Source organism: Ruegeria sp. G10 (assembly GCF_056533645.1).
This window is the reverse complement of the sequence record NZ_JBQFOQ010000006.1, coordinates 25,409-39,295: the sequence shown is the minus strand read 5'-3', so window position 1 is coordinate 39,295 and position 13,887 is coordinate 25,409. Positions and strand designations below refer to the sequence as shown.

20 protein-coding genes are annotated in these 13,887 nt (G+C 59.8%); all 20 read left to right on the top strand.

The window, feature by feature from the left end:
• The first annotated feature begins 50 nt into the window (after positions 1-50).
• The 20 genes from ACR0KM_RS11775 to nuoK all read left to right on the top strand — a co-directional run bounded on the left by ACR0KM_RS11775 (position 51) and on the right by nuoK (position 13,882).
• The gene (locus tag ACR0KM_RS11775) at positions 51-905 is read left to right on the top strand and encodes a hydroxymethylglutaryl-CoA lyase (protein ID WP_480861393.1); all 855 of its coding nucleotides are present in this window, start codon (positions 51-53) and stop codon (positions 903-905) included.
• 3 nt (positions 906-908) lie between these two features.
• Positions 909-1,697, top strand: a complete 789-nt coding sequence (locus tag ACR0KM_RS11770) for a crotonase/enoyl-CoA hydratase family protein (RefSeq protein ID WP_480861394.1) — start codon at positions 909-911, stop codon at positions 1,695-1,697.
• A gap of 176 nt (positions 1,698-1,873) precedes the next feature.
• Positions 1,874-2,239, top strand: a complete 366-nt coding sequence (locus ACR0KM_RS11765; protein ID WP_120635912.1) for an NADH-quinone oxidoreductase subunit A — start codon at positions 1,874-1,876, stop codon at positions 2,237-2,239.
• Positions 2,230-2,763, top strand: a complete 534-nt coding sequence (locus tag ACR0KM_RS11760) for a NuoB/complex I 20 kDa subunit family protein (protein WP_037307875.1) — start codon at positions 2,230-2,232, stop codon at positions 2,761-2,763. The genes ACR0KM_RS11765 and ACR0KM_RS11760 overlap by 10 nt, the downstream gene beginning before the upstream one ends.
• On the top strand, positions 2,760-3,086 hold the full coding sequence (locus ACR0KM_RS11755; protein WP_480861395.1) for an antibiotic biosynthesis monooxygenase: 327 nt from the start codon (positions 2,760-2,762) through the stop codon (positions 3,084-3,086). Before ACR0KM_RS11760 ends, ACR0KM_RS11755 begins: the two co-directional genes overlap by 4 nt.
• Complete coding sequence (locus tag ACR0KM_RS11750; RefSeq protein WP_480861396.1) at positions 3,079-3,681, top strand: NADH-quinone oxidoreductase subunit C; 603 nt, start codon at positions 3,079-3,081, stop codon at positions 3,679-3,681. The genes ACR0KM_RS11755 and ACR0KM_RS11750 overlap by 8 nt, the downstream gene beginning before the upstream one ends.
• Before the next feature lie 3 nt (positions 3,682-3,684).
• Positions 3,685-3,858 carry a hypothetical protein gene (locus tag ACR0KM_RS11745; RefSeq protein ID WP_170397057.1) on the top strand — a complete coding sequence of 58 codons (174 nt, stop codon included), beginning with the start codon at positions 3,685-3,687 and terminating at the stop codon, positions 3,856-3,858.
• Positions 3,858-3,983 (top strand): hypothetical protein, encoded by a 126-nt coding sequence (locus tag ACR0KM_RS11740; protein WP_480822562.1) that lies wholly within the window; start codon positions 3,858-3,860, stop codon positions 3,981-3,983. The genes ACR0KM_RS11745 and ACR0KM_RS11740 overlap by 1 nt, the downstream gene beginning before the upstream one ends.
• Positions 3,983-5,206 (top strand): NADH-quinone oxidoreductase subunit D, encoded by a 1,224-nt coding sequence (locus ACR0KM_RS11735; RefSeq protein WP_480593116.1) that lies wholly within the window; start codon positions 3,983-3,985, stop codon positions 5,204-5,206. Before ACR0KM_RS11740 ends, ACR0KM_RS11735 begins: the two co-directional genes overlap by 1 nt.
• Positions 5,206-6,312, top strand: coding sequence for an NADH-quinone oxidoreductase subunit NuoE (gene nuoE / locus ACR0KM_RS11730; RefSeq protein ID WP_480861397.1), 1,107 nt, complete (start codon positions 5,206-5,208; stop codon positions 6,310-6,312). Before ACR0KM_RS11735 ends, nuoE begins: the two co-directional genes overlap by 1 nt.
• A gap of 30 nt (positions 6,313-6,342) precedes the next feature.
• Complete coding sequence (locus tag ACR0KM_RS11725; protein ID WP_480822558.1) at positions 6,343-6,570, top strand: DUF5337 domain-containing protein; 228 nt, start codon at positions 6,343-6,345, stop codon at positions 6,568-6,570.
• 7 nt (positions 6,571-6,577) lie between these two features.
• The gene (gene nuoF / locus ACR0KM_RS11720) at positions 6,578-7,876 is read left to right on the top strand and encodes an NADH-quinone oxidoreductase subunit NuoF (RefSeq protein ID WP_480822556.1); all 1,299 of its coding nucleotides are present in this window, start codon (positions 6,578-6,580) and stop codon (positions 7,874-7,876) included.
• 76 nt (positions 7,877-7,952) lie between these two features.
• Complete coding sequence (locus ACR0KM_RS11715) at positions 7,953-8,300, top strand: hypothetical protein (protein ID WP_480822554.1); 348 nt, start codon at positions 7,953-7,955, stop codon at positions 8,298-8,300.
• Between the two features lie 98 nt (positions 8,301-8,398).
• Positions 8,399-8,803: a DUF5333 domain-containing protein gene (locus tag ACR0KM_RS11710; protein WP_480822552.1), complete on the top strand. Its 405-nt coding sequence runs from the start codon at positions 8,399-8,401 to the stop codon at positions 8,801-8,803.
• A gap of 3 nt (positions 8,804-8,806) precedes the next feature.
• Positions 8,807-10,828 (top strand): NADH-quinone oxidoreductase subunit NuoG, encoded by a 2,022-nt coding sequence (gene nuoG / locus ACR0KM_RS11705; protein ID WP_480861398.1) that lies wholly within the window; start codon positions 8,807-8,809, stop codon positions 10,826-10,828.
• A gap of 204 nt (positions 10,829-11,032) precedes the next feature.
• The gene (gene nuoH / locus ACR0KM_RS11700; protein WP_480861399.1) at positions 11,033-12,070 is read left to right on the top strand and encodes an NADH-quinone oxidoreductase subunit NuoH; all 1,038 of its coding nucleotides are present in this window, start codon (positions 11,033-11,035) and stop codon (positions 12,068-12,070) included.
• Between the two features lies 1 nt (position 12,071).
• Positions 12,072-12,566 carry an NADH-quinone oxidoreductase subunit NuoI gene (gene nuoI, locus ACR0KM_RS11695; RefSeq protein ID WP_039524264.1) on the top strand — a complete coding sequence of 165 codons (495 nt, stop codon included), beginning with the start codon at positions 12,072-12,074 and terminating at the stop codon, positions 12,564-12,566.
• On the top strand, positions 12,563-12,973 hold the full coding sequence (locus ACR0KM_RS11690) for a carboxymuconolactone decarboxylase family protein (RefSeq protein ID WP_480822546.1): 411 nt from the start codon (positions 12,563-12,565) through the stop codon (positions 12,971-12,973). The genes nuoI and ACR0KM_RS11690 overlap by 4 nt, the downstream gene beginning before the upstream one ends.
• Complete coding sequence (locus ACR0KM_RS11685) at positions 12,970-13,572, top strand: NADH-quinone oxidoreductase subunit J (protein WP_152458578.1); 603 nt, start codon at positions 12,970-12,972, stop codon at positions 13,570-13,572. The genes ACR0KM_RS11690 and ACR0KM_RS11685 overlap by 4 nt, the downstream gene beginning before the upstream one ends.
• A 4-nt stretch (positions 13,573-13,576) precedes the next feature.
• Positions 13,577-13,882: an NADH-quinone oxidoreductase subunit NuoK gene (gene nuoK / locus ACR0KM_RS11680; RefSeq protein ID WP_005984024.1), complete on the top strand. Its 306-nt coding sequence runs from the start codon at positions 13,577-13,579 to the stop codon at positions 13,880-13,882.
• The last annotated feature ends 5 nt before the right edge of the window (positions 13,883-13,887 follow it).

Here is a 13,887-nt window from a genome sequence, read left to right as displayed (position 1 = left end):
GCACAGTCATCCGTATTTGAAACAAGAAGAAGCCGGGAAGGGATGCGCTGATGAAGGAACGGGTCGAGATTTTCGAGGTCGGGCCGCGCGATGGTCTGCAGAACGAACAGCGCGAGATTCCGGTGGCCGAGAAAGTAGCTCTGGTCGATTGCCTCAGCCGCGCCGGGTTCAACCGGATCGAAGTGGCGAGCTTTGTCTCGCCGAAATGGGTGCCGCAGATGGCGGGCAGCGCTGAGGTGCTGGCTGGGATTACCCGGACCGACGGTGTGCGCTATGCGGCGCTGACACCGAATATGCGCGGGTATGAGGATGCGCTGGCGGCCAAGGCGGATGAGATCGCGGTGTTTGCTTCGGCATCCGAGGGGTTTTCGAAAGCCAACATAAACGCGACCATCGCCGAATCCATTGAACGGTTCGTGCCGATTCTTGAGGCCGCGCGGCATATCGATCTGCCGGTTCGGGGCTATGTCTCTTGCGTGACCGATTGCCCCTATGACGGCCCGACCCAGCCCGAGAAAGTGGCCGAGGTGGCGGACGCCCTGTTCGCCCATGGCTGCTACGAGATTTCTCTAGGCGACACGATCGGGCAGGCAACGCCGGACAAGATCGCCCATATGCTGCTGGCGGTGCGTGAACGTGTACCAGTCACCCGGCTAGCTGGCCATTTCCACGACACCAACGGGCGGGCAATCGACAATATCGATGCCTCGCTGGCGCTGGGCGTGCGGGTGTTTGATGCCGCCGTGGGCGGGCTGGGCGGTTGCCCCTATGCGCCGGGTGCGGCGGGCAATGTCGCGACCGAGGCTGTAGCCGCACATCTGGAGCGACTGGGCTATGAGACCGGTCTGGACGCGGCTGTTCTGGAACAGGCGGCGGACATGGCGCGGGCCATGCGGGCGGAGTAGGATATGTTCGACACAATCACACTGAACACCGATGCGCGTGGCGTGACCACTTTGACATTGGATCGCCCCGAAAAACACAACGCTCTGTCGGCGCAGATGATTGCCGAGCTCACCCAAGCCGCAGGGCAATTGGCCAGCGATGACGCGGTGCGGGTGGTCGTTCTGGCCGCGTCCGGCAAAAGCTTCTGCGCCGGGGGTGATCTGGGCTGGATGCAGGCGCAGATGGCCGCCGATCCTGAAACGCGCTTTGTCGAGGCGCGTAAGCTGGCCGAGATGCTGAATGCGCTGAATACGCTGCCCAAGCCGCTGATCGGGGCGGTTCAGGGGAATGCGTTTGGCGGCGGTGTGGGAATGGCCTCGGTCTGTGATGTGGCGATCGGCGTCGACAGCCTGAAGATGGGCCTGACCGAGACCCGTTTGGGCCTGATCCCGGCCACGATCGGGCCCTATGTTATTGCCCGTATGGGCGAGGCGCGGGCGCGCCGCGTTTTCATGTCAGCCCGCCTGTTTGACGCGCCAGAAGCCGTCGATCTCGGGCTGTTGGCCAAAACCGTGCCTGCAGAGGCATTGGCCGAGGCCGTCGAAGCCGAGGTCGCGCCCTATCTCGCTTGCGCGCCCGGTGCGGTTTCGTCTGCCAAGCAGATGATCCGGTCGCTTGGTCCGCGCATCGACGATGCGGTGATTGACCACACCATTCAACAGCTTGTCGCGCGTTGGGAGAGCGACGAGGCCAAAGAGGGGATCGCTGCCTTCTTTGACAAGCGAAAACCTGAATGGAATAGGACGGGTTAGCCGATCAGCCCGCATGCTGCGCTGGCATCGGCAGCGCAGTCGGGGCGACTGTAACAATACGGACCTGCGCGTTTGTGTTCGGTTGACCCTCTGACCCTGCGGGGATAGAGAATGGCCAGTCAACACGCCAATTGACGGCGCGCCCTTTTCGGGCCTGCGCAGGAAAGGAGCTATACGTGGAAGACCTGCTGCGGGAGTACCTCCCGATTCTGGTGTTTCTGGCCGTTGCTGTGGGCCTTGGAATCGTACTGATTCTGGCTGCTGTGGTCCTCGCCGTTCGTAATCCCGACCCCGAGAAGGTGAGCGCATATGAATGTGGTTTCAATGCCTTCGATGATGCGCGGATGAAATTCGACGTCCGATTCTATCTGGTGGCGATTCTTTTCATCATCTTCGATCTCGAGATTGCCTTCTTGTTCCCCTGGGCCGTCGGCTTCAAGGACATCAGTGATGTCGGCTTTTGGTCGATGATGGTGTTCCTGGGCGTTCTGACCATCGGCTTTGCCTATGAATGGAAAAAGGGGGCTCTGGAATGGGAGTGATGACGGGTGCAAACACCGCCGGCGTCGACAAGGAAGTCGCCACCCAGGCCCTGAATGCGGAACTGCAGGACAAAGGTTTCCTGCTGACCTCGACCGAGGACATCATAAACTGGGCGCGCACCGGGTCGCTGCACTGGATGACCTTTGGTCTGGCCTGCTGCGCGGTTGAGATGATGCATACCTCGATGCCGCGCTATGATGCGGAACGGTTCGGTATCGCTCCCCGCGCTTCTCCACGTCAGTCGGATGTGATGATCGTGGCTGGGACCCTGACCAACAAAATGGCCCCGGCGCTGCGCAAGGTTTATGACCAGATGCCCGAGCCGCGTTATGTGATCTCGATGGGGTCCTGCGCCAATGGCGGCGGCTATTACCACTACTCTTATTCCGTCGTGCGCGGCTGCGACCGGATTGTGCCTGTGGACATCTACGTCCCCGGCTGTCCGCCGACAGCTGAGGCGTTGCTGTACGGTTTGATGCAGTTGCAACGCAAAATCCGCCGCACAGGGACGATCGTTCGATGAGTGATGCGGTTGTCAGGCGCTGGGAGGCCGTTGTCGCTCGGAACGATGTTGCTGAGTGGGTGAGCACCTTTCGCGCACGCGCGTTGCCCGGAATGCAGGCCGTTGACGGGTTCAAAAGCGTGTCTTTTCTGGTCCGGCGCGACCAAGACCCTTGCCATGTTGTTGTTCTCAGCAAGTGGCGGGACATGGCGGCTGTAACGGCGTTTGCGGGTAAGGAAGCCGCAAAGACGGTTATGCCCGACTTTATGGCGAAATTTTTCAAGTCTTACGATGCAGAAGCGACGTTCTATGACGAAGTTCTGCAGGAGGGCCGCAATGAGTGAAGCGCTCAAAGAACTCGGCGCGCAGCTGGAGCTGAAACGGCAAGATTGTGTTCTGTCGTGGGATGTGACCCATGGCGAGTTGAACGTGGATGTGGCCCTGTCGAACCTTGTGGAGTTCATTGAATTCCTGAAATCCGACCGGAACTGCCAGTTCTCGACCCTCGTGGACATCACCGGCGTCGATTATCCTGAGCGGGCCAAGCGGTTCGACGTCGTATATCACTTCCTGTCCATGTATCAGAACCAGCGCATCCGCCTGCGGGTTTCGATCCGCGAGGATGACATGGTTCCTTCGATCGTCGACGTGCACCCCTCGGCCAATTGGTTCGAGCGTGAGGTGTTCGATATGTTCGGTATCCTGTTCTCGGGCCATCCGGACTTGCGGCGCATCCTAACCGATTATGGGTTCCGGGGCTATCCGCTGCGCAAGGATTTCCCGACCACCGGCTATACCGAGGTCCGCTATGACGAGGCGCAAAAGCGCGTGGTCTATGAACCCGTCAGTCTGGTGCAGGAATATCGCCAGTTCGATTTCATGTCCCCATGGGAAGGTGCGAATTACATTCTGCCAGGGGATGAAAAACAGGAGTCGTAAGTCATGGAGTTCCTGATCTGGATTGCCGTCACGGTCGCCACGATCATCCCGATGCTGAAACTGCTACCGCATTTCGGGATCGAGAAATACTGGGTTGTCGCCTGCGTCATCCCGATTGGAACGCTGATCCTGATCTGGATCATGGCCATGAAACTGCAAGAGATGGAGCGCCGCTGATGGGGTTGGGGGAACTGATCGCGTTGGGTGCGCTTGGGGTTCTGCTGGCCGGGGCCGCTGCCAAGGCGGCTGAGGCGGAAAAGGTCCGGGTTCGGGTCGAAGCGAAGAAGAAACGAGGGCGTTGATGGACGGCTCAAGATATGATGACGGCAGCACGGACGCGCTGAGCGGAGAACAGAAGATCCGCAACTTCAACATTAACTTCGGCCCGCAGCACCCTGCGGCGCACGGGGTTTTGCGTCTTGTGCTTGAGCTGGACGGCGAGATTGTCGAGCGCTGCGACCCGCATATCGGCCTGCTGCACCGTGGCACCGAAAAACTGATGGAAAGCCGGACGTATCTGCAGAACCTGCCGTATTTCGACCGTCTGGATTACGTGGCGCCGATGAATCAGGAACATGCCTGGTGTCTGGCCATCGAGAAACTGACCGGCGTGGAAGTGCCGCGCCGGGGTTCGCTGATCCGGGTTCTGTATTCCGAGATTGGGCGTATCCTGAACCACCTGCTGAACGTGACGACGCAGGCGATGGACGTGGGCGCGCTGACCCCACCTCTTTGGGGCTTTGAGGAACGCGAAAAGCTCATGGTGTTCTATGAGCGTGCCTGCGGTGCTCGCCTGCACGCCGCCTATTTCCGCCCGGGTGGTGTGCATCAGGATCTGCCGCCCGAACTGCTGGATGATATCGAGGCTTGGAGCCATGAGTTCCCTACCGTTTTGGACGATATCGACGGTCTGCTGACCGAAAACCGCATCTTCAAACAGCGCAACGCTGACATCGGTGTTGTGACCGAAGATGACATCCAGAAATACGGCTTCTCGGGCGTTATGGTCCGTGGCTCGGGCCTCGCATGGGATTTGCGCCGTGCGCAGCCCTATGAATGCTATGACGAGTTCGAGTTCCAGATCCCGGTCGGCAAGAACGGCGACTGCTATGACCGCTATCTGGTGCGCATGGAAGAAATGCGCCAGTCGCTGCTGATCATCCGTCAGGCCATCGCCAAAATCCGCGATTGCCCCGGAGATGTGCTGGCGCGCGGCAAGATCACCCCGCCGAAACGCTCTGACATGAAGACCTCGATGGAAAGCCTGATCCATCACTTCAAGCTTTATACCGAAGGCTTCCATGTCCCTGCGGGCGAAGTTTACGCCGCCGTCGAGGCCCCCAAGGGTGAGTTCGGCGTTTATCTGGTCGCCGACGGCACCAACAAACCCTACCGTGCCAAACTGCGCGCGCCCGGGTTCCTGCACCTGCAAGCCATGGACCATGTCGCCGGAGGCCACCAACTGGCCGACGTCGCCGCAATCATCGGCACCATGGACGTCGTATTTGGAGAGATTGACCGCTAATGCTCCGCCGTCTGCATCCCGAACAACCCGAGAGCTTTGCCTTTACCGCTGCCAACCAGCAATGGGCCGAAGCGCAGGTTACCAAATATCCAGAAGGCCGTCAGGCCAGCGCGGTGATCCCTCTGCTGTGGCGCGCGCAAGAGCAGGAGGGGTGGCTGAGCCGCCCGGCCATCGAATCTGTCGCCGACATGCTGGGCATGGCCTATATTCGCGTGCTTGAGGTGGCTTCGTTCTACTTCATGTTCCAGCTGCAACCGGTTGGGTCGGTAGCGCATATTCAGGTGTGTGGCACGACGTCCTGCATGATCTGCGGGGCCGAGGATCTGATTGCGGTTTGTAAAGAAAAGATCGCCGCCAAGCCGCATGAGCTGTCCGCCGATGGCAAGCTGAGCTGGGAAGAGGTGGAATGCCTGGGGTCCTGCACAAACGCTCCGATGGCGCAGATTGGCAAGGATTATTACGAGGACCTGACAACCGAGAGCTTTGGCCGCATCCTTGATGATCTTGTCGCGGGCAAGGTGCCTACGCCGGGTCCGCAGAATGGACGTTATGCGGCTGAGCCTTTGAAGGGGCTGACCAGTCTGACCGAGTATGACAGTGGCCGGACGCAATACAACGCCAGCGTCCAACTGGCGAGCGATCTGGGCGATACGGTTAAGCGGATCGATGGAACCGAAGTTCCGATTCTGACGCCTTGGCTGGGCAAGGATGGCGCACAGGCTGGGGCTGCGGCTGCGGCGAAACCTCCGAAAGCGCCTGAACCTGCGAAAACGGCGGTGAAACAGGTTGAGGAAGCGAAGGCCAAACAGGAGGCCGAAGAACAGCCCGTCACGCTGACCGAAGCGCGAGGCGGCAAGCCGGATGACCTCAAGATGCTGAAAGGCGTGGGTCCGAAGCTGGAACAGACGCTGAACGAGCTGGGTTTTTACCACTATGACCAGATCGCCAAATGGACTGCGGCGCATGTCGCGTGGGTCGATGCCCGGCTGAAGTTCAAGGGTCGGATCGAACGCGACGGGTGGATTGAACAGGCGGCCAAGCTGGCGGCAGGTGAAGAAACCGAGTTCGCCAAACGCGCCAAGGAAGATGGCACTTACAAGGACTAAACAGGTGCCCATAAGGGGCATCGGGATGAGATGGACAAGGACAAGGAACTGGCCATAGCCCGCAAGGGTCGACATATCGGCATCGTCATCGCTGTGACGATGGTGGTTTGGCTTGGCATGACGTTGTTCATCGGCCCCGCGTTGGGGATGCCCGGGCGCTATGCGCTGCTATTTGATTTTGCCGCTCTGGCAGGGTTCATCTATGCGGGTGTCAACATTTTTCAACTCTGGCGCATGCGTCAGGATAGCCAAGGGTAACTGAGCGATGCTGAAGGATCAGGACAGGATCTTCACCAACATCTACGGGATGCATGAGCGCACTCTGAAAGGCGCGCAGGCCCGCGGGCATTGGGACGGCACCGCTGGCCTGATCGACAAGGGCCGCGACTGGATTATCCAGACGATGAAGGATTCAGGCCTGCGTGGTCGTGGCGGCGCGGGCTTTCCAACCGGCCTGAAATGGTCGTTCATGCCCAAGGAAAGCGACGGTCGCCCGGCTTATCTGGTGGTGAATGCGGATGAATCCGAACCCGGCACCTGCAAAGACCGCGAGATCATGCGCCATGATCCGCATACGCTGATCGAAGGCTGCCTGATCGCCTCTTTCGCGATGAATGCACATACTTGCTACATCTACCTGCGCGGCGAATATATACGCGAGCGTGAGGCGCTGCAGGCCGCGATCGACGAAGCCTACGATGCGGGACTGCTAGGCAAGAACGCGGCTGGGTCAGGCTGGGATTTCGATGTGTTCCTGCATCACGGCGCGGGCGCGTATATCTGTGGTGAGGAAACGGCGCTGATTGAAAGCCTTGAGGGCAAGAAGGGCATGCCCCGGATGAAACCTCCGTTCCCGGCGGGCGCGGGCCTGTATGGCTGCCCGACCACGGTGAACAATGTGGAATCCATCGCCGTTGTGCCGACCATTCTGCGCCGGGGCGCGGACTGGTTCGCGGGTTTTGGCCGTCAGAACAACGCGGGCACCAAGCTGTTTGCGATCTCGGGCCATGTGAACAACCCCTGCGTCGTCGAAGAGGCGATGTCGATCCCGTTCGAGCAACTGATCGAAACCCATTGCGGCGGCATTCGCGGCGGCTGGGACAATCTGCTGGCGGTGATCCCCGGAGGCTCATCCGTGCCTTGCGTGCGCGGTGAGAACATGCGGGATGCGATCATGGATTTCGACTATCTGCGCGGAGAGCTGGGCTCGGGCCTTGGCACCGCCGCCGTGATCGTGATGGACAAGTCCACCGACATCATCAAGGCGATCTGGCGTCTGTCGAAATTCTATAAGCACGAAAGCTGCGGTCAGTGTACGCCGTGCCGCGAAGGCACCGGCTGGATGATGCGCGTCATGGACCGTCTGGTGCGCGGCGAGGCCGAATTGGAAGAGATCGACATGCTGTTCGACGTGACCAAGCAGGTCGAGGGTCACACAATCTGCGCCCTTGGTGATGCTGCGGCATGGCCGATCCAGGGCCTGATCCGCAACTTCCGCGAAGAGATCGAGGACCGTATCAAGGCGCAAAAATCGGGCCGCATGGGCGCGATGGCGGCGGAATGACAGTGGTGCTGTGATGCTGGGACGGATTGCAAAAAATGGCGCCTTCGGTGGACATCAGCGAAAGGGGCAGATGCGCGTGACACGATCTGTCGTCTGCGCCCTGACCGCAGTCTTGCTGCTCTCGGCATGTGGCGGGGCCGTGTCGAACCCCGAGCGAGTCGCCTTTGATGGGCAGGTCTTCCGCGCGAAGGCGAAGTCTGTTGACAAGAAGAAGATGCCAACAGATTTCACTGTCACGGTGAATGGCGTTTCGGCCTCGGTCGATGGCGCGCGCGAGGCGGGTCGTTTCGAAGCGACGCGATTCTGTGTGCAGAATTTCGGCTCGTCCCGGATCAATTGGACACTTGGTCCGGATACCGAGCCGCAGAACCTGCGGATCGAGAATGACAAGCTGACCTTTGCCGGATCGTGCCAGCGCCCATGAGCCGCGTTATCGGATATCACGGGCCAACGGGCTGGGCGCTATTGCCTGACAGTGCGGATGGGGTGCGTCTTGGGGAACCCAAGACGAAAGGAAACCCCATGTTTGGTCTGAAAACGCTTGCTGTGGTCACTGCTGTGCTTTTGCCGGTCGCGGCCGAGGCCAAGCCCCCCTTGCGCGATGTCAAAGAGATCGACAACGAACTCTATTACATCGCCATCGCAAATGAGATTTCCGAGTACTGCCCGTCGATCAGCGGGCGTCGGTTGAAAGCGATTGGCGTGATGTGGGACCTGCGATCCAAAGCGAATAAGCTGGGATACTCGGATAGCGAAATCCGGGCCTATGTCGACTCGGATGCTGAAAAAGACCGGATGCGCGCCAAGGGCGAAGCCTATCTGGCGCAGAACGGTGTGTCTTACGAAAATCCCAATTCTTTCTGCACATTGGGACAGAAAGAGATCGAAAGAAACAGCGCCATCGGCGTGTATTTGAGGGCGAACTAGGCGATGTCTGACCTCCGCAAGATCAATATCGACGGGCAGGAAATCGAAGTCGATGGCGCGATGACCCTGATCCAAGCCTGTGAAGTAGCCGGGGTCGAGGTGCCGCGTTTCTGCTATCACGAGCGTCTGTCGATTGCCGGAAACTGCCGGATGTGTCTGGTTGAAGTTGTCGGCGGCCCGCCCAAGCCCGCCGCGTCTTGTGCGATGCAGGTTCGTGATCTGCGTCCGGGGCCGGAAGGGCAGGCCCCGCAGGTCAAGACGAACTCACCCATGGTCAAAAAGGCCCGCGAAGGGGTGATGGAATTCCTGCTGATCAATCACCCGCTGGATTGCCCGATCTGCGATCAGGGCGGTGAGTGTGACCTGCAGGATCAGGCGATGGCCTACGGCGTCTCGGGCTCGCGGTTCAAGGAAGCCAAGCGCGCAGTGGATGATCTGGATCTGGGACCACTGGTAGATACCGCGATGACCCGCTGCATCAGTTGCACCCGCTGCGTGCGTTTCACCACCGAGGTCGCCGGGATCACCCAGATGGGCCAGACGGGGCGTGGCGAGGATGCCGAGATCACCTCGTATCTGAACCAGACGCTGGATTCGAACCTGCAGGGTAACATTATCGATCTGTGCCCGGTTGGGGCGCTGACCTCGAAGCCCTATGCCTTCACCGCCCGTCCTTGGGAGTTGACCAAGACCGAGAGCATCGATGTAATGGACGCCTTGGGCTCGAACATCCGCGTGGATACTAAGGGCCGCGAAGTGATGCGGTTCCTGCCGCGCAACCATGATGGCGTGAACGAGGAATGGATCAGCGACAAGACGCGCTTTGTCTGGGACGGCCTGCGCCGCCAGCGTCTGGACCGGCCTTATGTGCGTGAAAACGGTAAGCTGCGCGCCGCGAGTTGGCCCGAGGCGCTGACCAAGGCTGCTGAGGCGCTGAAAGGGGCCGAGAAACCTGCGGGCATTGTGGGCGATCTCGCTCCGGTCGAAGCGATCTTTGCGCTGAAGCAGATGATCGAAGGGCAGGGCGGTGTTGTTGAATGCCGCACCGATGGGGCCAAGCTGCCTGCGGGCAACCGGGGTGCCTATGCCGGAACTGCTGCTATCGAGGATATCGAAACGGCCGAGCGCATTCTGCTGATTGGCACGAATCCACGTGACGAGGCTCCGGTTTTGAACGCGCGCATTCGCAAAGCCTGGGCGCATGGGGCTGAGGTCGCCGTGGTTGGTCCTGCGGTCGATCTGACCTATCAGTACCACCACATCGGGGATGACCGGGCCGCGCTGCAACAAGTGGTCGACATGGGCGGCGATGATGAGATCAAGGGCAAGCGCTCACTGGTCATCGTGGGCCAGGGTGCCCTGCAAGAGGCTGACGGAGCTGCCGTTCTGGCCGCTGCTCAAACCATTGCCGCAAATACCGAAAGCGGCCTGATCATACTGCACACTGCCGCGTCGCGCGTCGGTGCCATGGATGTCGATGCCACCAATGAAGGCGGCATGGAGGCCATCAGCGCGGCGGATGTGATCTACAACCTCGGCGCGGATGAGGTCGAAATCGGCGAAGGGGCCTTTGTGATCTATCAGGGCAGCCACGGTGATCGCGGCGCGCACCGCGCCGATGTGATCCTGCCGGGCGCAGCCTATACCGAGGAAAACGGTCTGTTCGTGAACACAGAAGGCCGCCCGCAATTGGCCATGCGCGCCGGATTTGCCCCGGGTGAGGCCAAAGAGAACTGGGCGATCCTGCGCGCGCTGTCAGCAGAATTGGGCGCAACACTGCCCTACGACTCGCTGGCGCAACTGCGCACGGCTCTGATCGAAGCCGTTCCACATCTGGCGGAAGTCGACTCGGTGATCGAGAATGAGGTTCAGGCCCTCGATGCCGGCCCGCTGGGCAAAGCCAGCTTCCGCTATGCGGTTAAGGATTTCTATCTGACCAACCCGATTGCCCGCGCCTCGGAACTGATGGCCGAGCTATCGGCGCAGGCGCAGGGCCGCAAATCCGGGAAGATCGCGGCGGAATGAGCTCAAATTGTTTCATATCGTATTCGGGCGTGGCGGCCGGGCGGCAGATAGCCGCGCTTGAAATGCGTGTGGACCCCAAGATTAAGGGTGGCGCTGCAGCATCAGATGCTGTTTACACCAACGCGCCGACCCAGCCGCAGATCGCGCAGGCAACTGGCCTTTGCATCGCATGCGGACAACAGAATACCCACGGTGTGAGGACCAATGGCTGATTTCTTTAACACCCCAGGCGGAATAGCCATCATCATTCTGGCGCAAGTGCTTGCCGTTGTTGCCTTCGTGATGATCTCGCTGTTGTTCCTTGTGTATGGCGACCGCAAGATCTGGGCTGCCGTCCAGATGCGTCGTGGCCCCAACGTGGTGGGCGTCTACGGCCTGCTGCAATCGGTGGCGGATGCACTGAAATACGTGGTCAAAGAAGTTGTGATTCCGGCGGGTGCAGACCGCACGGTGTTCATGCTGGCACCGCTGACGTCATTCGTGCTGGCGATGATCGCCTGGGCGGTGATCCCGTTCAACGATGGCTGGGTTCTGTCGGATATCAACGTCGCCATTCTGTATGTCTTCGCCGTGTCCTCTCTGGAAGTTTATGGCGTGATTATGGGTGGTTGGGCGTCGAACTCAAAGTATCCATTCCTGGGCTCGCTGCGGTCTGCGGCGCAGATGATTTCCTATGAAGTCTCCATTGGTTTGATCATCATCGGCATCATCATCTCGACCGGTTCGATGAACTTCGGTGATATCGTCCGCGCACAGGATGGCTCGTTCGGGTTCTTCAGCTGGTACTGGTTGCCGCATTTCCCGATGGTGTTCCTGTTCTTCATCTCGGCGCTGGCCGAGACCAACCGGCCACCCTTCGATCTGCCCGAGGCGGAATCGGAACTGGTCGCGGGCTATCAGGTCGAATATTCGGCAACGCCCTTTCTGCTGTTCATGGCAGGCGAGTACATTGCCATCTTCCTGATGTGTGCCCTGACCACGCTGCTGTTCTTTGGCGGTTGGCTGTCGCCGATCCCGGGCTTGCCGGACGGCGTGCTGTGGATGGTCGCCAAGATGGCGTTCTTCTTCTTCCTCTTCGCGATGGTTAAGGCAATCACGCCCCGCTACCGCTATGACCAGCTGATGCGGCTGGGTTGGAAAGTCTTCCTGCCCTTCTCGCTGGCCTGGGTGGTCTTCGTGGCCTTCGCGGCAAGGTTCGACTGGTTCTGGGGCGCGTTCGCCCGTTGGAGCGTAGGAGGCTGATATGACTCAAATCGACTATACCCGCGCCGCCAAATATTTCCTTTTGCAAGACTTTTGGGTCGGCATGAAACTGGGGCTGAAATACTTCTTCGCCCCCAAGGCTACCGTGAACTACCCGCACGAAAAGGGCCCTCTGTCCCCGCGGTTTCGCGGTGAGCATGCCCTGCGCCGTTATCCAAACGGCGAGGAACGCTGCATCGCCTGCAAACTGTGCGAGGCGATCTGCCCGGCTCAGGCCATCACGATCGACGCCGAGCCGCGCGAAGACGGCAGCCGCCGCACCACGCGGTATGATATCGACATGACCAAGTGTATCTATTGCGGCTTCTGTCAGGAGGCCTGCCCGGTCGATGCCATCGTCGAAGGTCCGAATTTCGAATTCGCCACGGAAACCCGCGAAGAGCTGTTCTACGACAAGGAAAAACTGCTCGACAACGGCGAACGCTGGGAAGCCGAGATCGCCCGCAATCTGGAAATGGACGCGCCGTACAGATGAGTGACACGCCGACAAATCCGTTTGAGCTGATGATGAAGCAGGCGCAGGACATGGCCAAGGCGATGAACCCGGCGATGGAGAATTTCTCGCCCAAAGGGTTTGAGGCCCTTTGGCCGACCATGCCCAAAGAGATCATGGAGATGATGTTTGGCAACACCGTCAACAAAGACGGGCTGGATGCCAAAACCCGTCTGCTGCTGACGCTGGCTGGGCTGACCTGTCAGGGCGCACAGGCCGATACCGCTGTGCGCCAGACCGTACGCCATGCGTTGGAGGCCGGGGCGAGGAAACAAGAGATCGTGGAAACGATCGGTCAGATGTCGGTCTTTGCCGGCATCCCGGCCATGACCCGCGCGCTGGATCTGGCGCAAGAGGTCCTGGGCGATAATGAGGATGAGGATCAATGACCGTCTTTGCCTTCTACCTGTTTGCCATCAGCGCCATCACCGGCGGGCTGTTCACGGTGATCAGCCGCCAGCCGGTGCACTCGGTGCTGTGGCTGATCCTGTCCTTCCTGTCCTCGGCGGGGCTGTTCGTGCTGTTGGGGGCTGAGTTCGTGGCGATGCTGCTGATCATCGTCTATGTGGGTGCGGTCGCGGTTCTGTTCCTGTTCGTGGTGATGATGCTGGACGTGGACTTTGCCGAGCTGAAGGCCGAGATGGCGCGCTATATGCCGCTGGCCCTGCTGATCGGTCTGGTCATCCTGATGCAGTTCGTCATGGCCTTCGGCGCATGGGACAGCGCACAAGGCGCAGCGGCCAATCTGGCCCAGCCGGTCCCGGCAGACCGCCACAATACCGAGGCGCTGGGTGTCATCCTTTACGATCAATACTTCCTTCTGTTCCAGCTGGCGGGCCTGATCCTGCTGGTCGCGATGATCGGCGCAATCGTGCTGACCCTGCGCCACCGTCAGGACATCAAGCGTCAGGACATCATCGGCCAGATGATGCGCGACCCGGCCAAGGCGATGGAGTTGAAGGACGTGAAACCGGGGCAGGGACTTTAAGACGATGATCGGACTTGAACACTATCTTACGGTCGCGGCGACGCTGTTCGTCATCGGCATCTTCGGTCTCTTCCTGAACCGCAAGAACGTCATCATCCTGCTGATGAGTATCGAACTGATGCTTCTGGCGGTGAATATCAACCTTGTGGCGTTTTCCAGCTTCCTCGGCGATCTGGTCGGGCAGGTGTTTACGCTGTTCGTGCTGACCGTTGCGGCGGCTGAGGCGGCGATTGGTCTGGCCATTCTGGTCTGCTTCTTCCGCAACCGTGGCACCATCGCGGTTGAAGACGTCAATATGATGAAGGGCTAAGAGAA